Source organism: Cryobacterium sp. Y57 (assembly GCF_002929505.1).
GTDB lineage: Bacteria > Actinomycetota > Actinomycetes > Actinomycetales > Microbacteriaceae > Cryobacterium.
Map to the genome: position 1 here is coordinate 17,387 of NZ_PJJL01000062.1, position 17,605 is coordinate 34,991.

Genomic DNA, 17,605 nt, shown 5'->3' on the forward strand with positions numbered 1-17,605 from the left:
TGCGCCTGAAAGCGCTCAGACACAGACCTTCTACGATACTGCCTTCTCCTGAAAGGTGCCTAATAACGCCGGCGCCCCACCGTCGAATGGGCGGGTACTGGCGGCGGCGCCAGCACACTAAAATTGGGGGTGTTCCCCGTCATGCATGATCCATCGAGGGCCGGGGCCCCATCTGTAAGGAGTAAAAAGTGTCTGACGACGAAGCTGATTTCACCCAGGTATTTCGCGGCTACGACAAGGATGAGGTCGCCAAGGCCATCCAGGCTCTGCGTCGCGAACTGATTCAGGCCAACACTCAAAACGCCGAGGCCGGCCGCGAAGTCAAACGGATGGCGGCGCGCATTGACGATCTCAACGCTGAAATCGAAGAGGTGGGCAGCCCCACCTTTTCCGGCCTCGGAACCAAACTGGAGAATACCCTTCGCGTCGCCGAAGAGCAGTCCACCCGAGTCATCGCCCAGGCCGATATCGACGCCGAAAAGCTGCGCGCCGCGACGAACGACGAGGTGCAGCTGCTCCGCCACAATGCCCTCGAGCAAGCCGAGCGTACTTTGTCCGATGCTGCCGTGAAGGCACGTCGGGTTCTCGATGACGTGCGAGTTGAAGCTGACGACGTGCGCGCCCGCGCTCAGGATGACCAGGCGCAGGTTGTCCAGGATGCGGTTCGCGATGCCTCCATGATTCGGGGCGCTGTCGCCACCGAGGCTGCCGAAGCGCGGGCAACGGTCAAGCGTGAGGTGTCGGCCATCCGCTCGGAAGCCGATCGGGAAGCAGCAGAAGTGCGCGTAGTGGCCCAGCGGGAAGCGACCGAGGCTCGGGAGATCGCGGCCGGCCTTACCCACGAAACCGAACTCACCCGCGCCGAAGTGGCGTTGGAACTCGACCAGCAACGCGCTGACTTGCAACGCGAAACCGAACAGGCCCGCGTCGATCTGACCGCCGAGACGGACCAGGCCCGGGTCGATCTGGCGAGGGATTCCGAGCAGGCGCGGCTGGACGGTGCACACGAGGCAGATCAGGCCCGCACCCTGCTCGCCGCCGAGGTCGAGCAAGGGCGAATTGATCTGGCCCGAGAGACCGAACAGGCACACGCTGTGACGGAGGTCGAACGCGAGCAGGCCCAGACCGATCTCGCTCGAGAGCTCGATCGCAAACGCGCCGGTGTGGCCCGTGAGATCGAGCAAGGCCGCGCAGCCCTCGCCGCCGAGGTTGAACAGGCGGCCGCCGACCTGGCTCGGGAGAACCAGCAAGCCGGAATCGACGCAGAGGCCGAAGCCGAGCAGGCCCGCATCGATTTGGAGAACCAGCTCACCGCCACGCGCAAGAAGGGCGAGCACGAGGCGAGCCGCCTGGCCCGGGAGATCGACCAGGCACGAGCCGACTTCGATGTCGAGTTGAAAGCCCGCCGTGACGAGGCCGAGCAGGAGTACCTCGCCCGGCATCAGGAGGCCGTGGCGCAGGCTCAGAAGTTTCAGGCGGATGCCGCCAGGCAGCTGACCGAGACGAGTGAGCGCACGGCCGAGCTGCGCACCCTCAACGAGCAACTCGATGCTGGCGCCCGCGAGGAAGCCAAGGCGAACAAGGAACTCGCCGAAGAGAACGCCGCTGGCATCCTCAGGGACGCGCACGCCGCTGCGACCACTCTTGTCACCGACGCCACAACACGCTCACGCACCCTCGTGGCGGACGCCGAGGACCGGCTGTCCCAGATTAGAATTGAACGCGACGCCGTGGCCGGGTACTTTGAAAGTCTGCGCAGCGTTTTGACGCAGGCAGAGCGGGTCGCCGCCGAGTAATCCCCCATCGCTGGAGTCGACACGTGAAAATACAAAATGCCTTCCGGTTTGGACTCGTCGGAACGTTGGGCGTAGGGCTGGGCTTGCTGATCATCACCTCGGTGATCACCCTGCAGACGATCATCATCTACGTCGGGGCGGCGCTGTTCATCGCGCTCGGCCTCGACCCAGCCGTTTCCTGGCTGGAGAAGAAGAAGTTCCCCCGCTGGGCTGCGATTCTGACCGTGGTCGCCGCGGTACTCGGTGTTCTGACCGGCGTCGTATTCGCCATCGTGCCGATCATCGTCGACCAGGTGTCCAAACTTTCCAGAATCTTTCCCGAATTGGTGCGGGGTGTGAACTCGTCGACCTTCCTGGCCGATCTCCAACGGCAGTTCCCCGGGCTGGACGTGTCGAGAATCACCAAGACGATCACCGATTTTCTGGGCAGTAATCTGGAGAATATCACCACGACGATAGTCCAGTCCGGTCTGGCGTTTGTGAGTGGATTGTTTGGCGCGCTGATCATCCTGATCCTCACGCTCTATTTCACGGCCTCATTGAACGCCATGAAGCGGGCCACGTACCAGCTGGTTCCCGCGTCCAAGCGAGCACGCTTTACCGACCTGAGCGAGCAGATCACTACGGCCGTCGGTCGGTACATCGTGGGCCAGGCCGCGTTAGCCTCCGTCAATGGTGTGCTGAGTTTCATCTTTTTGTCGATCATCGGAGCGCCATTTCCGGCGCTCCTGGCCTTCATCGCTTTCCTGCTGTCCTTGATCCCGCTGGTCGGTACTATCTCCGGCTCGATCATCATCGTGCTGACCTGCCTGATTCCTGGAATCGGCAGTTCACCCCAGACGGCTCTGGCCGCGGCAATTTATTACCTCATCTATATGCAGGTCGAGGCATACGTCCTCAGCCCGAACATCATGAGTCGGGCCGTCTCCGTGCCGGGTGCGGTCGTCGTGATCGCTGCCCTCGCTGGAGGCAGTCTGCTCGGTATCCTCGGTGCCCTGATCGCCATTCCGGTCGCCGCGTCCGTCATCATGATCGTCAAACAGGTCGTCATCCCCCGCCAGAACGAACTCTGAGTCTGAGGTCGACAGCGCGCTTACGACGCGTCGGGTAGCCCGGTGGTCCACTCCGTCGGCAGGGGCAGTGCGCCTGGGTTGACTGTGGCGACGATCTCGCTGAGAACACGGCGGGTCAGGCTCTCGCCAACCCACAGGTGTTTGCCGCCATCAACGGCGACCAAACGCACGCCGGGTATAGTAACAAACCGCGAGCGGGCGGCATCCGGCCTGAGATAGTCATCGAATTCGGGAATCACCGCTACTAATTCACGCTCGTTCCCGGCCCACGCCGCCAACTCTTCGCTGGTCGTGCGGTGTAGCGGGGGTGACAGCAGGATGGCGCCACGAATGGGGTGCTCCAAGCCGTACTTCAGGGCAAGTTCAGTGCCGAATGACCAGCCGACCAGCCACGGGTTGGGCAGGTGGCGCTCCGCGACAAAAGCCATCGCCGCGGCGACATCGGCTCGTTCGGTCAGTCCGTGACCGAAATTTCCGTCACTTGTGCCGCGCGGCGATGACGTACCGCGGGTGTTGAACCGCAGCACGGCCAGATCGGCCATGGCGGGCAGCCGGTTCGCCGCCTTGCGCAGAATATGCGAGTCCATGAAACCGCCGGCGGTGGGCAGCGGATGCAGCGTGACGAGTGTAGCCACCGGTGCCCTGCCGACCGGGGTGGCCAGTTCGCCCACCAAGGTCAGACCGTCGCTCGTGTGCAGCTCGACGCGTTCGATGATGGACGGCAGTTCGATGCCGCCACGAATGTCAACGGACACGGTCGCTGCTCCTCCTGGACTCTCGGGGCTGTTGGTCACTTGATCTTCCAACAGTGGGTGTGCCAGTGCCGCCGGTTGGCGAGGTCGGCATCGTCGCCGAGTACCCCGTCGCCGCGCCATGTGACGATGTGAGCCGTACCGGGGGCGATGCTTTGGGTGCATCCGGGACACAAATAGGCCTTGACCGCCTGTGTGGCGGGAACCGGCTGAACGTGCCACAGGCCGTCACGCCGGACTTCGCTGCGACGCCATCCCGCGAGCAGATGATTCAGGCCGACGTCTGCGTCGTCGTCGCTCGACTGCTGGGCCTTGCGGCCCCGGGGTCGATTGCTGCGCGCCATGATCCCAGTCTAAAGCGCCGGCTTGGAGCCGAACACCAGCGGGCCCGGGGCACCAGTTCGCGCTTAGTACCAGCCTGAAGCCTGGGACTTCTCCCAGGCGCCACACGGAGTGCCGTACCGGCCCGTGATATACCCCAGACCCCACTCAATTTGGGTACCAGCGTTCGTGGCCCAGTCGTCGCCGGCGGTTGCCATCTTGGAGCCGGGCAACGCCTGCGGAATACCGTAGGCACCGCTCGAACCGTTCTGGGCGCTCACATTCCAGCGTGACTCTTTTTGCCATAGCGAAACCAAACAGTTGTATTGGTCTTCGCCCCATCCGCGACCGGCGACGGCGTCGTAGGCGTACGCCTTCGCCGAGCCCGGATCGGGTACGGCAGCCCGCGGAGCGGTGAAGCTCTGGGTCTTTTTTTCGACCGCCACCACGATGGGCACCGGTTTGGGCTTTTCGGTGACCGCATAGCCGTCACGCGTAATGGTATTGATGTAGCTGCCGGCAACGAGAACGGCTTGGGCGGGATCGTCATCAGTCGTACTGCCAGCTATTTGAAAGTATGGTGATGCCGTAGCACCCGAGTAGGGATCGACCACGGTGACGAGCACGAACGCACAGGCGGCGGTGAACCCGAACAGAAAGTGCGCCGGCTTCACCCGGGTCCGCGTACGACGAAGGATCGGCTTGGCCGCAGCCGGAACGGTGTCGATTACGTGCAGATGCCTACCCATTACTACACGACCCTAGCCGACAAATTTGATAACAGCCAAGTAACGGTGACCAAATCAGCGCACCGCGAGCATGACGTCCACGGCGCTGTCCAACACCAGGTCCACCTGCGCTTCCCGATATCCTCCCCGTTCGGGGCGAAAAACGGACGTTCGCACCTCCGCGACCGTAAGCACACGACCGTCGCGAAAATACTTCACCAATTTGTTAGCGAGACGGTCGACGTCCACTCGTTTGTAGCCGACCGCTAAGATGCTCGTGCGCGCAAAGCGGGTGCCGGGGGGGCGGCTGAGCCGGCCGATGATCACCTCGATGGCGCCCTGCGCTTCAGCCATCCACGCCTCCTCTCCCCCGGCTCGCGTCGCCTGATCCCGTTCTCGGGCGGCGAATGCGTCTTCGAGTCGTTCCAGTGCCGCATCGACCTGGTCGGGCGAGTATCCCCCTTTGTGCATTGCGAAGGCCGTGTGGCGAATTTCCTCGGCCGTCAACCTCATACCGGTGCCGGTCTCGTCTGCTTCGGGCTGTTTCGCGACCAACGTATACATGGCCGCGGCCCGGTCGGCGGTGCCCGGCTCGTCGTGCGTGGTCGCCGGCATCGCGGTCCCAGTCTCGGTACCGGCGGCGATCTCGTCAACGGATTCCACAGCACCAGTATCAGCATCGAGTTCGTCGTCGTGTAGGTCAGGCTGGTCGTATGCGCGCCGGGCCGCAGCCAGAAACGCATCGACCTGGGTGACGTTGTAGCCGAGAGACTTCTTGTCCACTCGCAAAAATATGGTGCTCATACCCTCATTGTCTCGTACCAGGTTCGCGGGGCAAAAATCAGTCGCGCTCACGCGAAGACCAGATAGAGGGCGTAGGCGGCAGCGGCCGATGGCAGAATCGAGTCCAGCCGGTCCAGAAAGCCGCCGTGACCGGGCAGCCACGAACTCATGTCCTTGATGCCGAGGTCGCGTTTGATCAGTGATTCGGCCAGGTCGCCAAAGGTCGCGGTCAGCAGGATGACCGCTCCGAAGACCAATCCGAACCACCACGGCTGGTCGAGCATGAAGATCGAGAGCAGCACACCAGCGATCATGCAGATCAATCCGGCGCCAACAAAACCTTCCCATGTTTTCTTCGGGCTGATCGAGGGTGCCATCGGATGCTTGCCGAAGTTCAGGCCGCTGACGTACGCACCGGTGTCGGCAGAAATGACCAAAATCAGGAAGGCGAGCGTCCACCACTGTCCGTGGTCCTGGGCGACAAGAAGCACTGCAAAACTTGCGAGAAAGACGACGTAGACCTGAATCAGGATGCCACCGCCCACGTCGCCGAGGATGGAACGGGCAGTGGCGCGGTGCGACGCCATCACGAGAAGGGCCAGGCGCCACAACCCGATGAGTACGATGCCGCCGAGCATGACGAACCATTGACCGGTTGCCCCACCGTAGAACGCAGCCGGAACGATGGCGACTGCAGAGATGATCACGGGGATGCGCGGCACGTTGCGTCCGGCACGCCGCAGGGCCTGTGCCAGTTCGAACGCGCAGAATCCGACAATGACGACCGCGAAGATCATGAAGAGCTGTTTGATGATGATGAGACTGACCAACATTGAGCCGCCGAGCACAAGTCCAATCAGGATGGCCAGAATGAGGTTGCGCCCGGTGCGCGCTGCAATGCGTTCGTTGGTCGCATCGAATTGAGCCCGCGTGGCCTGCACCTGACGTTCAAAATCGGCCTTGGTCGTCTGCACCTGACGTTCGAAATCAGCTCGCGTCGTTTTCACCTGCGCCCGGAACTCGGCGCGACTGACACCGTTGCCGCGTCTGTGCCGCTGGCCATTCTCCGGTTTCTCGGTCATCTGAACGCTTCCTAGATCTCGAGAAGTTCGGCTTCCTTGCGTTTGAAGGCGTCGTCAATGCCGTCCACGTGGCTCTTGGTCATCAGCTCGAGCTCTTTCTCGGCACGAGCGACCTCGTCGTCGCCGACCTCGCTCTTGAGCGCATCGAGCTCGTCTTTGGCCTTACGGCGAATGTTGCGCACTGAAATGCGGGCATCCTCTGCCTTGGCCTTGACGATCTTCACGAATTCCTTGCGGCGTTCCGTGGTGAGTTCGGGCAGCGTTGCCCGGATGGTGGTTCCGTCGTTGCCGACGTTGGCGCCCAGATTCGGGGTGTCGCGGATGGCGATCTCAATGTCGCGCAGCGCCGCTTTGTCGTAGGGACCGATCAGCATCGTGCGCGCTTCCTGGTTTTGCAGCGACGCGAGTTGTTCCAACGGTGTCAGAGTGCCGTAGTAACTCACCAGAATTTTCGCGAACATTTGCGGGTTGGCGCGCCCGGTACGCACGGTGCCGAAGTCGTCTTTGGCGGCCTCGAGGGCCCGGTTCATGCGCGCAGTGGCATCGGAAAGAACATCCGCGATCACGGTGACTCCTTTATTGGTGGTGGAATAATTCTAGTTGGAGACGCGAGTGCCCAGATCGGCGCCCAGAATGGCCGCAGTGACGTTACCTTCTGGTGCCATGCCGAAGACCTGCATGGGCATGTGGTTGTCCATGCACAGGCTGAACGCGGTGGAGTCGACCACTTTGAGGCCGCGCTGGAGCGCTTCCAAGTAGGTGATGTGGTGGATCTTCTGGGCGTCGGGATTCGTACGGGGGTCGTCGGAATAGACGCCGTCCACGCCGTTCTTGGCCAAGAGCACAACGTCGGAGTCAATTTCGAGGGCGCGCTGCGCGGCCACGGTATCGGTCGAGAAGTAGGGCAATCCGGCGCCAGCACCGAAGATAACGACGCGGCCTTTTTCCAGGTGCCGTTCGGCGCGCCGCGGGATGTACTGCTCAGCGACCTGAGTCATCGAGATGGCGGACTGCACTCGGGTTTCAGCCCCGGCCTGCTCGAGAAAGTCCTGAAGGGCGAGGGCGTTCATGACGGTACCGAGCATTCCCATGTAGTCGGCGCGTCCGCGGTCCATGCCGCGCTGGGAGAGCTCGGCGCCCCGAAAGAAGTTTCCACCGCCGACGACGATGGCCACTTCGACCTGCTTGGCGGCCTCAGCGATCTCTCTGGCGAGCGAGCTGACCACATCGGGGTTTACCCCTACTGCGCCGCCGCCGAAGGCCTCACCGGACAGTTTGAGGAGCACCCGTCGTTTCTTCACGACCGCGGTGGGATGCAACGGGCTGGTCTGGGTCGTGGGTGTGCTGGCCGTGTCAGTCATGTCGTGCGGGGCCTTTCCGAGAGGGGGTGCAACCAAACTACCAAGTGCGGGCGTGCACCCCACACGAGGCACACAAAACGGAGGCCGGATCGCTTTCGCAATCCGACCTCCGTTATTTTTTGTTAGGCGCCGACCTTGAACCGGGCGAAGCCCGACACGGTCAGTTTTGCATCGTCAAGAACCTTGGCGACGGACAACTTATTGTCCTTGGCATAGTCCTGTTCGAGCAGTGCGACCTGCTTGAGATACGCCTTGACGCGTCCCTCAACGATCTTGGGCAGCGCCGCTTCCGGCTTGCCTTCGTTCTTCGAGATCTCGGTGACGATCTTGCGTTCGGTCTCCACCAGGTCAGCCGGAACATCGCTCGCCGCAAGGAACTCGGGGTTGGCGAACGAAATGTGCTGGGCGACGCTGCGAGCGGTTTCCACGTCGACACCGGAGAAGCCGAGAACAACGCCGACCTGCGGGGGCAGATCTTTGCTGGTCTTGTGCAGGTAGATCGAGAACGACTCGCCGATGACGGCGGCGACGCGGCGAAGTTCGAACTTCTCGCCGATGATTGCCGCTTCGCCGTCAATGAGCTCGGCTACGGTCTGCGTACCGGCCGTAGCGGCCAGTCCGGCCTCGACCGTGGTCGCGCCGGCGGCGGCGATCGCGTCAAGAACCTTATCGGCCAGAACGACGAACTTGTCGCCCTTGGCGACGAAGTCAGTCTCGCAGGCCAGTTCAATCATGTATGCGGTCGTGCCGATTTCCTTAGCAGCAACGAGTCCCTCAGAGGTGGAACGGTCAGCGCGCTTGGCGTTGCCCTTGGCACCCTTGAGACGCAGGATCTCGATGGCCTTATCCATGTCGCCGTCGGCTTCAACGAGGGCGTTCTTGGTGTCGACCATTCCGGTGCCGAGGTTCTCGCGAAGAGCCTTGACGTTTTCTAATGTGAAATTTGCCATACCAGGTTCCCTACTTGGTTTCGTCGGCGACGGCAGCCAGTACGGCCGCAACGTCGCTGTCGGCGACAGCGTCAGCGATGGTGGGCTCTGCAACGACAGCCTCGTCGGCGACGACGGTTGCGTCGGCGACCTTCTCGGTCTCGGCAGAGGACTGCGCGGGGGTGGTCTCGGCGTCGGACGCCTGGAGCAGTTCAGCTTCCCACGCGGCGAGGGGCTCAACTTCGGCCTCCGGCTTGGCGTGGCGCTGGATGAGGCCCTCGGCTGCGGCGTCCGCGATGATGCGGGTCAGCAGACCAACGGAGCGAATGGCGTCGTCGTTGCCCGGGATCGGGTACTGCACGTCATCGGGGTCGCAGTTGGTGTCGAGGATGGCGATGACAGGGATGCCGAGCTTGCGCGCCTCATCAATGGCGAGGTGCTCCTTGTTGGTGTCGACAACCCACAGTGCCGACGGGGTCTTCGTGAGGTTGCGGATTCCGCCGAGGCTCTTGTGCAGCTTGACGAGCTCGCGCTTCTTGATGAGCATTTCCTTCTTCGTGAAACCGCTCTTGGCGGTGTCATCGAAGTCGAGCTCTTCGAGTTCCTTCATGCGGGCCAGACGCTTGGAAACGGTTTGGAAGTTGGTGAGGAGGCCACCGAGCCAGCGCTGGTTGACATAGGGCTGGCCTACGCGCTGCGCCTGCTCGGAGATGGATTCCTGGGCCTGCTTCTTGGTACCGACGAAGAGGATGGTGCCGCCGTGGGCAACCGTCTCCTTGACGAAGTCATAGGCTTTATCAACGAACCCAAGCGACTGCTGCAGGTCGATGATGTAGATGCCGGAACGCTCGGTGAAGATGAAGCGCTTCATCTTCGGGTTCCAACGGCGGGTCTGGTGCCCGAAGTGCACGCCGCTGTCAAGCAGCTGGCGGATGGTTACGACGGCCATGTGCCGACTCCTGTTCTGGTGCGGGTTCAAAAAACCGCACCAATCGGTTTGTGCGATGATCGGTCGATCATCGCTCCTGGTGCCCGGCACACGTCCGCCCTGCTCGCGAATGTTCTCGTGAGACGGGACCGATTGGACATGGCGGCCAAATGGGCACGCGTAGTCAGCGCACAAAGCGCTGCTGGAATCAGCGTATCACCGCCCGGCGTACTACTGCGACCGTCTCCTGCACAGGAACGATGACGGTGGATAACGACACGGATGTGCCCGATGTCCAGGCGAGGTCGGCGCCGATCGGCAGGATAGAGGCATGCAGAACCTTCGCGCACTGGCTGCATCCACTCTTATCATCGTGCCCGTGCTCGTGGGCGTGGTCGCTGCCGCGGGCGCTGGCGCTGGGTCGAGGGCCACGTTGGAACGGACGGTGAGTACAGCCCCGACGGAGGCAGCTGCCTGGGTGTGGCCGGTCGCGGCGCCGCACCGAGTGACCCGGGCGTTTGAAGCGCCGGAGTCGTTATATGTGGGCGGTCATCGCGGCATCGACCTTGCTGCGCAGACGAATGACGCGGTGTTTGCGCCGCACGACGGCGTGGTGTCGTTTGCGGGTCGTGTCGTTGACCGGCCTGTGCTGTCGATCACGCAGCCGGGTGATCTGATCTCGACGGTCGAGCCCGTGATCGCCACTGTCGCGGCGGGAGACCGGGTGCGCGCCGGACAGGTGATCGGTTCAGTGGCGACCGGCGGTCATTGCCCGCCCGGCTGTGTGCATTTAGGTGTGCGACTGCACGGGCTGTACATATCGCCCCTACTCTTTCTCGGCACCGTGCCGCGCGCGATTTTGTTACCGGCATTGCCGTGATGAGGCCGTGAACCCTGTACGAAACGCTATCTTTCTCGGCCTGGTCAAGCGCGGGGGTGGGCGAGCCCGTAGCTGGTTTTCAGGCGTTCCGCCGACACATGGGTGTAGATCTGGGTGGTACCGAGACTGACATGCCCGAGAAGTTCCTGCACGGCGCGCAGGTCGGCTCCACCGTCGAGCAAATGGGTGGCCGCGGTGTGGCGCAGGGCGTGCGGTCCGGCCGGACCGGTGCCGGGAACCGCGGCGAGCAGCGCGGCTACGAGGCGGTAGACGCCGCGCACGCCAAGGCGCCGGCCCCGGCGGCCGAGGAACAGCGCCGTGGTGTTGTTCGACGCGTCGGTGTCGTTCGACGCGTCGGTGTCTGGCGCTGCGACGTCTGGCGCTGCGACGTCGGGCACGGCGAGGTGTGATCGCGCTGCCGGCGTTGGCGTGGTCTTCACGGCGTCTGCCGAGACTGCGGCGCCTGGGTTCCGCCCCTGACGCAGGAAGTCGACGAGGGCTCGCTTCGCCGGAACGCCGAACGGAACCACGCGTTCCTTCGCACCCTTACCGGTGACCCGCACGGTCAACCGTTCCAGGTCTATGTCGGCGAGATCAAGGCCGACGAGCTCGGAGACTCGCAGCGCTGAGGCGTAGAGCAGCTCGACAATGGCGAGATCCCGCAGCGCGAGTGCCTCTCCCCCGGCGGCGCGGGCCGCCAGCAGTTCGAGCAGTTCGCTCATCTGGGTCTGGGCGATCACGCGCGGCAACGTTCGCCCCGGTTTCGGCGAGCGCAAGCGGGCCGCCGGGTCCGTGACGAGATCGTCACTGCGCCCGAGCCAGGCCGTGAAGCTGCGCACCGATGCCGACCGGCGGGCCAGCGTGGCCCGGGCAAGGCCGGCCTGGGTTGCGACCCAGAGCCATTCCCGCAGAAGTTCGAGGCTCAACTCACCGGATGCCGTCACCCCCCGGTCGCCAGCAAAGCCGGCCAGTTGGTTCAGGTCGGTGCGATAGGCACGCACCGTGTGTGCTGAATAGCCACGCTCGGCGCTGAGGTAACGCAGAAACTCGTCGATGTCGTCGCTCACACGCATGGGTTCAGTTGTTCTTGCTCATGGTGTCGCGCCACCGCCGTCATGACTGCCGCGAAAAGGCGTGCCGGCGGTCTTCGGGTGAGAGGTCGGCCAGTTCACCGACAAAGTCGGCGGAAAACTGCGTGACAGCGGCGTAATCGCCGATCGGCAGCTGTGAATGCGTGATCTGGTCGGCGTAGACGTGCACAAGGTTCAGTGTCTGACCGCCGTTCACCCCGGTCATTTCACGGTCGGGGGCACTCAAATCCATCGTGTAACAGGTAGCCGCCGCCACCGACACGGGGATGCCGGCGAATACGCCCTGAGTGGGATAGTGCAGGTGCCCGGCGAGAATTGCCCGCACATCACTGCCGGCCAGAACGGCAGCCAGTCGCGGCTGGTCCTGCAGCTCGAGCACGCTCATCAGCGGCAGCGGTGTGGGAATCGGGGGGTGGTGCAGTGCCAGGATCGACCCGCGCCGCGCGGGCGTGCTCAGAACCTGGCGCAGCCACTCCAGCTGGGCATCGGCCACCTCTCCGTGGTGATAGCCGGGCACACTCGTGTCGAGCGCAATGATGCGCAGGCCGCCGACGTCGTGCAGCTGATCGACGGGGTTCTGGTCGACGGGGTTCTGGTCGACGCTGTGTTGATCGTCGGGTGTCTCACTGAGGAGTTCGGAACGAAACGATTTGCGCAGGTCATGGTTGCCCATCACCCAGATTATGGCGGCATCCCACTGGGCGGCAGCGGCCTCCACGATGCCGCGAATGCGGCGGTAGGCATCCGCTTCGCCCCGATCGGCCACATCGCCGGTGAGAATGAGGGCATCGGGCCGGATCCCTGAACGGCGCAGCTGCTCGAGGGCGCGGTGCACGGTGTGGTCGGTATCGACCACACCGTAGAGCGCCGCGCTATCCGCCAGAAAATGCGTATCACTCAGGTGCACCAAAATCTGCTCGGCGGGCTCGTACTGGCCCAGCTGCACGACTGTCATGTTTCACCTCTCGTCGGGTCTTCAGACTACGGGCAGCCACCGACACTCCTTTCGTTAAGGGGCCAGGAGACGGAGCGCTCCGACCCCACCCGTGAAATGGCCGTTCCCCCCAGCGATGGACTCGACGAGGGGAACGGCCGGGCTGACGCCGTCGCGAACCGGCTCAGAACACCGGGAGCACCGACACCGTGCCATCGTTGAAATTGGTGATACCCACCTTGCTGCCGTCCGGCGTGGCGGCGAGACTCGACGGGGCACGCCCGAGTGGTATGCGACTGAGTACTCGGTTGGTAACCGTACTGATCGTCGCGATGGTGTTGTTTTCCGTGGACAATACATAGAGCCTTGACCCGTCAGGGCTGACCGCCAGAGCACCAGGTGCAGTGATGGCGGTCCTGGCCCGTACCCGGTTCGTTGCAGTGGCGATGACCTCCACGGCGTTGGACGGCCCGGTGATCAGGTCGCGTCCGAGGCTGGCGTACACCGTTGTACCGTCGGGCGACGGTGCCGAAGCGATCGGCGGGTGTGAGGTGTTGAACCGCTCCTGTGGCGCCTGAGGGGCCGCAGTATCGATAATGAACAGACCGTAGTCGTCGCCATTGCTCAGATAGACCTTCTTTCGGTCAGCACTGGGGGTGAGTTCACCGACCGGGGCACCGGTGAAGATCGGTTCGGCGAGGGAACGGGTCGCGATCGTGGCTACCGTGATGTCGAACAGTGTGGGTGAACCACCGATGTAGAGGGACTTGCCGTCGGGAGTGGCTACCAGATCACCGCAAGCGCCAACAGTGAAGGAGTAGGCGACCGTGTTGGAGGCGATGTTCAGCGCATAGATCTTGTTATCGCTGCAGGTGCTCACGAATACCTGTTTCTGGTTGGCCGACACCGCAAGCGCGAGTGGGGTGCCGCCCAGCGGAACGGTGGCGACGACTTTTCCAGTTGTGATGGCAATCACGGAGACAGTTCGTGAACCGGTATTGGCGACGTACGCCCAGCGGCCATCGTTGGTCACGACCAGGTCGCGGGGATTAGTACCGACAGTAATGGTGCGCGGCGCTACCCGCCCGGTCGGCGCGCTCGTCTTCAAGACCGTCCGATATCCGGCTTTCGTGCCGGTCACGGTCACGGTCACGCGCTTTCCCACCTGGCTGTTCGAGGGTGTGAAAGTGGATGCCGTGGCACCGGATACCGAGACACCATTCACTGCCCAGCGGTAGGACAACACCACCGGAACCGGTTTCCAGGTACCCGGAACTGCCGTCAGTCGACGGCCTGCCTGTGGCACGCCGGTGATCGTTGGAACCGGGGTTGCGGTGAATGTGCGCGCGGTGGACTGAATCGCATTTCGTTCCATCGCTGCAGGCTGACCCACGTTCGCAGCGCTCAGCGCGCTCGTCGCAGGAGCCGCGAGCGCCGGTGGAGCTCCAGTCAGTACCACCGCTCCGACGGTGAGAACGGTGAGTGCGAAGCCGAGGCTTCTGCGCTCATGACATCCACTTCTCTGAAAATTCAAACACTCGAAGAGGTAGGGCAATTGCCGATACTGCGGGTTACAGTAATCCCATCGTTGCCCGGCGACAAGGGCAGACCAGTGGGCTATCGAGGCACCGTGGCTGCCGCGCCGAACGCCTACCCCGTGAGCGGATGGCGGTTGTTTTCTGTTCTCCCTACGCCCGGCGTACCCAGCCGGCCTCCCGCTCCTGGGCCGCCCCATCGAGATCGAGACCGCCGAGGGCGCCGCGCACGGCCGACGTCGAGAGCCCGGCACGGCGTGACAAATCGGCCACCGTGCGCGGTGAGCGACCGCTCAGGGCGTCGAACACGCGCACCTGATCGCTCGTGCGGGGTATCGGGCCCGGGCCGGCATCAGTGTCGGAAAAGTCCAGGGGCACCTGGATCGACCGCTCACCAACCAGCTCGGCCATCTCGGTCGGGTTGGTTACGCACACCGCGGCAAATTCCCGAATGAGGCGATGGCAGCCGGCCGAGGTGGGGCTCGTGATCGGCCCGGGCACGGCGCCGAGCGGCCGACCCAGCGCCGACGCGTGCCCGGCGGTGTTGAGCGAGCCCGACCGCCAGCCGGCTTCCAACACGATCGTTGCTGCACTCGCTGCGGCGATCAATCTGTTTCTTTGCAGAAAGCGCCATTTCGTGGGCGCCGCTCCGCAGGGCAGCTCGGAGAGAACGGCCCCGGCGGCCACGATGCGGGTGAGCAGGGAGTCGTGGCCACTCGGGTAGAACCGGTCGACTCCCCCGGCAAGAAAGGCCACGGTAATGCCGTCACTGGCCAGTGCCGCGCGGTGGGCCATTCCGTCGATGCCGTAGGCAGCTCCAGACACCACGGCAAAACCACGGTCGACGAGCCCGGCCGAGGCTTCCATGGCGATGTGCTCGCCGTAGCCGGTGGCTGCCCGGGCCCCGACCAGAGCGATCGAGTTGGACAGCGCGGCGAGCGCGCCGGGCACCCCGCGCCACCACAGCGCCAGTGGCGCATGCTGCTCCAGGTCATCGATCGCCGCGGGCCAGAGGGTGTCCGTGGCCAGCAGTAGCCGGGCGTCGATATGGGCCGCCTGCTGCAGCGAGCGGATGACATCCCCCGAGTTGAGCCGCGGCCGCCAGCGTTGGAGTCCGGCGTCGAGGGACTGTTCCAACTCGGCGCTCGTGTCAGCATCCACTTCGGAGGTATCGGAGCTGGGACTGGTGGCGAAGACGATATCAGGCGCGCCCGGCTCATCGGCCAGCACATCGCGCACGAGCGCACCGATGCGCACGGGGCTCCATGCCTCGAGGATGGCTGTCAGGGCCACACTCGCGCCGAGGCTGGCCACGAGCAGGCCGGCCGTACCATCACCGGGTTCGGCGATGCCCGACCACGCAGCGCGGGCGAATACCTCGCCGGGCGTTGCGGCGGTGTCGACTGACATACCACCGCGCACGCCTGCGGTGAGCTCGCTTACCCGGATCTCGTCGAGGCCGAACAGCGTCATGATGTCATTCCTTTGCGTAGGTAGAGGGCGTGGCCAATTTGGTCGGGACCGGGAATGGTGAGGCCGTCGTAGTCGGCCAGGGTCCAGGCGATGCGCAGAACCCGGTCGTAGCCGCGCATGGTGATTCCGCCGCGTTCCAGCGCCCGGTCAAGGCCCGCGGTGGTGCTCGCAGCCAGTCGAGTGGATGCGCCGCGCAGCCACGAACCCGGAACCTGGGAGTTCAGGGTCCAGGGGGTGCTGCCGAGCCGCTCGGCCGCCGCCGCACGGGCGGCGACTACACGCTTTCGGGCGGTGACGCTCGTCATCCGCTGCGTACCGGTGGCGACGCGCAGCTGTGCGGCGGTGATGCGCTTGACATTGAGCTGGATGTCGATGCGGTCCAGCAGCGGCCCGGAGATGCGAGCAAGGTAACGGCGGCGCGTGTTGGGCGGGCACGTGCAACTGAGGTCTCCCGCGCCGTACTGCCCGCACGGGCAGGGGTTTGCTGCCATCACCAGTTGAAACCGGGCCGGGAAATGCGCGACGGCGTTGGCGCGGTGAATGCTGATCCAGCCGGATTCCAGGGGCTGACGCAGGGCGTCGAGCACCGGAGAAGCGAATTCGGGGGCCTCATCGAGGAAGAGCACACCGTGCGAGGCCTGCGACGCGGCCCCCGGCCGAATCTGTCCATTGCCACCGCCGACCATGGCCGCAGCGGTCGCCGTGTGATGTGGCGCCTCCCACGGCGGTCGGGTGATCAGGGCTCCGCCTAATCCGAGGCCGCTGAGCGAGCGGAGGGAGCTGACCTCCAGGGAGCTCGCCGGGTCGAGGTCGGGTAGCAGGCCGGGCAGCCGGGCCGCGAGCATGGTCTTACCCGCTCCGGGCGGGCCGAGTAGAAATACGTGGTGCCCGCCCGCGGCGGCTATCTGCAGGGCCAGTATGGCATCGTCGTTGCCGATCACGTCTGCCAGATCGGGTTCGGCGGCCAGGCTGGCCGGTATGGTCGCTGCCAGAATGGGCTCAACCGGTATCGGCGGCAGTGTGGCGCCGTGGAAGATCGCCGCGTCACGCAATGATGCGACACCGATGACGTGAATATTGGGCACGAGTCGTGCTTCAGCCTCGTTGCCGATCGGCACCATCACCGTTGTATGCCCGAGGCGAGCCGCGGTCATCACACCCGGAAGAATGCCCAGCGTCGGCCGGAGCCTACCGTCGAGGGCGAGCTCGCCGAAATGCACGACCTGACCGACCGATTTACCGGAAACGGTGCTGTCGGCGGCGAGGCAAGCCAGGGCAATCGCAAGGTCGAAGCCGGCGCCGTGCTTGGGCAAGGCGGCAGGCGACAGATTAATGGTGAGGCGGTGAACGGTGAGTGGGCATCCACTGTTGGTGGCCGCAGCACGCACCCGCTGGGTAGCCTGCGCGAGTGCAGCATCGGGCAGCCCGATCAAGATCATGCCGGGCAGTTGCGCCGAGATGTCGGCCTCGACCTCGACGAGTGCCCCGGTCAGCCCAAGCAGCGCAACGGCGAGGGTGCGGGCGATGCCCATCAGAACACGCCCTCGAGGTGTTCGATGACCGGTTCGCGGCCGACCGGGGCGATCACCGCGATGACGTCGAGCCGGATCTGGCGCGGCCAGCGCTCGGCCTGTCCGCACCAGGCGGCGGCAAGGCGGCGCATCCGGGCCAGTTTTTTGACCGTGATGGCCTCAAACGGATGTCCGAAGCTCACGCTGCTGCGCGTCTTCACCTCCACGAACACCACAGCAGCGCCCTGTTGCACGACGAGGTCGATCTCCCCCTCTGAGCAGCGCCAATTGCGGGTCAGGATCGTGTAGCCGGCGCCCTGAAGAAAGCGGGCGGCCTGATCTTCGCCGAGTTTGCCGAGTTCGTCCTTGCGCGCCACGAGTGCCTCCGAGAACCAGAGTGACCGGTCGCGCACGGCCACGGCCGGACC

The 17,605-nt window shown here is 64.2% G+C and carries 18 protein-coding genes; 3 read left to right on the forward strand and 15 right to left on the reverse strand.

Annotation, left to right across the window (positions count from 1 at the left end; translation table 11 throughout):
* Positions 1–188 precede the first annotated feature (188 nt).
* Complete coding sequence (locus CXY72_RS06495) at positions 189–1,796, forward strand: hypothetical protein (protein ID WP_104126884.1); 1,608 nt, start codon at positions 189–191, stop codon at positions 1,794–1,796.
* A gap of 23 nt (positions 1,797–1,819) precedes the next feature.
* The gene (locus CXY72_RS06500) at positions 1,820–2,869 is read left to right on the forward strand and encodes an AI-2E family transporter (protein WP_104126885.1); all 1,050 of its coding nucleotides are present in this window, start codon (positions 1,820–1,822) and stop codon (positions 2,867–2,869) included.
* Positions 2,870–2,889: 20 nt separating this feature from the next.
* Here the strand turns inward: CXY72_RS06500 and CXY72_RS06505 are convergent, their stop codons facing one another.
* The 9 genes from CXY72_RS06505 to rpsB all read right to left on the reverse strand — a co-directional run bounded on the left by CXY72_RS06505 (position 2,890) and on the right by rpsB (position 9,774).
* Complete coding sequence (locus CXY72_RS06505; RefSeq protein ID WP_104126968.1) at positions 2,890–3,624, reverse strand: alpha/beta hydrolase; 735 nt, start codon at positions 3,622–3,624, stop codon at positions 2,890–2,892.
* A gap of 35 nt (positions 3,625–3,659) precedes the next feature.
* Positions 3,660–3,965, reverse strand: coding sequence for a hypothetical protein (locus tag CXY72_RS06510; RefSeq protein ID WP_199183973.1), 306 nt, complete (start codon positions 3,963–3,965; stop codon positions 3,660–3,662).
* A gap of 63 nt (positions 3,966–4,028) precedes the next feature.
* Positions 4,029–4,691 carry a lytic transglycosylase domain-containing protein gene (locus CXY72_RS06515; protein ID WP_104126886.1) on the reverse strand — a complete coding sequence of 221 codons (663 nt, stop codon included), beginning with the start codon at positions 4,689–4,691 and terminating at the stop codon, positions 4,029–4,031.
* Positions 4,692–4,745: 54 nt separating this feature from the next.
* Entirely contained in the window at positions 4,746–5,474 is a 729-nt protein-coding gene (locus CXY72_RS06520) for a DivIVA domain-containing protein (RefSeq protein ID WP_233197684.1), read from the reverse strand.
* A gap of 47 nt (positions 5,475–5,521) precedes the next feature.
* Positions 5,522–6,535, reverse strand: coding sequence for a phosphatidate cytidylyltransferase (locus CXY72_RS06525; RefSeq protein WP_104126887.1), 1,014 nt, complete (start codon positions 6,533–6,535; stop codon positions 5,522–5,524).
* Between the two features lie 11 nt (positions 6,536–6,546).
* Complete coding sequence (gene frr, locus CXY72_RS06530; RefSeq protein WP_104126888.1) at positions 6,547–7,101, reverse strand: ribosome recycling factor; 555 nt, start codon at positions 7,099–7,101, stop codon at positions 6,547–6,549.
* 30 nt (positions 7,102–7,131) lie between these two features.
* Entirely contained in the window at positions 7,132–7,896 is a 765-nt protein-coding gene (pyrH, locus tag CXY72_RS06535) for a UMP kinase (protein ID WP_104126889.1), read from the reverse strand.
* A 122-nt stretch (positions 7,897–8,018) separates the two neighbouring features.
* Positions 8,019–8,846 carry a translation elongation factor Ts gene (gene tsf, locus CXY72_RS06540; RefSeq protein WP_104126890.1) on the reverse strand — a complete coding sequence of 276 codons (828 nt, stop codon included), beginning with the start codon at positions 8,844–8,846 and terminating at the stop codon, positions 8,019–8,021.
* A gap of 10 nt (positions 8,847–8,856) precedes the next feature.
* Positions 8,857–9,774: a 30S ribosomal protein S2 gene (gene rpsB / locus CXY72_RS06545; RefSeq protein WP_104126891.1), complete on the reverse strand. Its 918-nt coding sequence runs from the start codon at positions 9,772–9,774 to the stop codon at positions 8,857–8,859.
* A 310-nt stretch (positions 9,775–10,084) separates the two neighbouring features.
* On the opposite strand from rpsB, the gene CXY72_RS06550 reads away from it, so the two are divergent.
* Positions 10,085–10,633 carry a M23 family metallopeptidase gene (locus CXY72_RS06550; RefSeq protein WP_104126892.1) on the forward strand — a complete coding sequence of 183 codons (549 nt, stop codon included), beginning with the start codon at positions 10,085–10,087 and terminating at the stop codon, positions 10,631–10,633.
* 44 nt (positions 10,634–10,677) lie between these two features.
* Here the strand turns inward: CXY72_RS06550 and CXY72_RS06555 are convergent, their stop codons facing one another.
* From CXY72_RS06555 to CXY72_RS06580, 6 genes are all read right to left on the reverse strand, one after another.
* Positions 10,678–11,706: a tyrosine recombinase XerC gene (locus tag CXY72_RS06555; protein WP_104126893.1), complete on the reverse strand. Its 1,029-nt coding sequence runs from the start codon at positions 11,704–11,706 to the stop codon at positions 10,678–10,680.
* 40 nt (positions 11,707–11,746) lie between these two features.
* Complete coding sequence (locus CXY72_RS06560) at positions 11,747–12,679, reverse strand: phosphodiesterase (protein ID WP_104126894.1); 933 nt, start codon at positions 12,677–12,679, stop codon at positions 11,747–11,749.
* A 163-nt stretch (positions 12,680–12,842) separates the two neighbouring features.
* Complete coding sequence (locus CXY72_RS06565) at positions 12,843–14,033, reverse strand: YncE family protein (protein WP_158252506.1); 1,191 nt, start codon at positions 14,031–14,033, stop codon at positions 12,843–12,845.
* A 313-nt stretch (positions 14,034–14,346) separates the two neighbouring features.
* Complete coding sequence (gene dprA, locus CXY72_RS06570; RefSeq protein ID WP_104126896.1) at positions 14,347–15,666, reverse strand: DNA-processing protein DprA; 1,320 nt, start codon at positions 15,664–15,666, stop codon at positions 14,347–14,349.
* A complete protein-coding gene (locus CXY72_RS06575) occupies positions 15,663–17,198 on the reverse strand; it encodes a YifB family Mg chelatase-like AAA ATPase (protein ID WP_104126897.1) in 1,536 nt (511 codons plus the stop codon). Before CXY72_RS06575 ends, dprA begins: the two co-directional genes overlap by 4 nt.
* Positions 17,198–17,596, reverse strand: coding sequence for a YraN family protein (locus tag CXY72_RS06580; RefSeq protein ID WP_370446225.1), 399 nt, complete (start codon positions 17,594–17,596; stop codon positions 17,198–17,200). The genes CXY72_RS06575 and CXY72_RS06580 overlap by 1 nt, the downstream gene beginning before the upstream one ends.
* Positions 17,597–17,605: the final 9 nt, after the last annotated feature.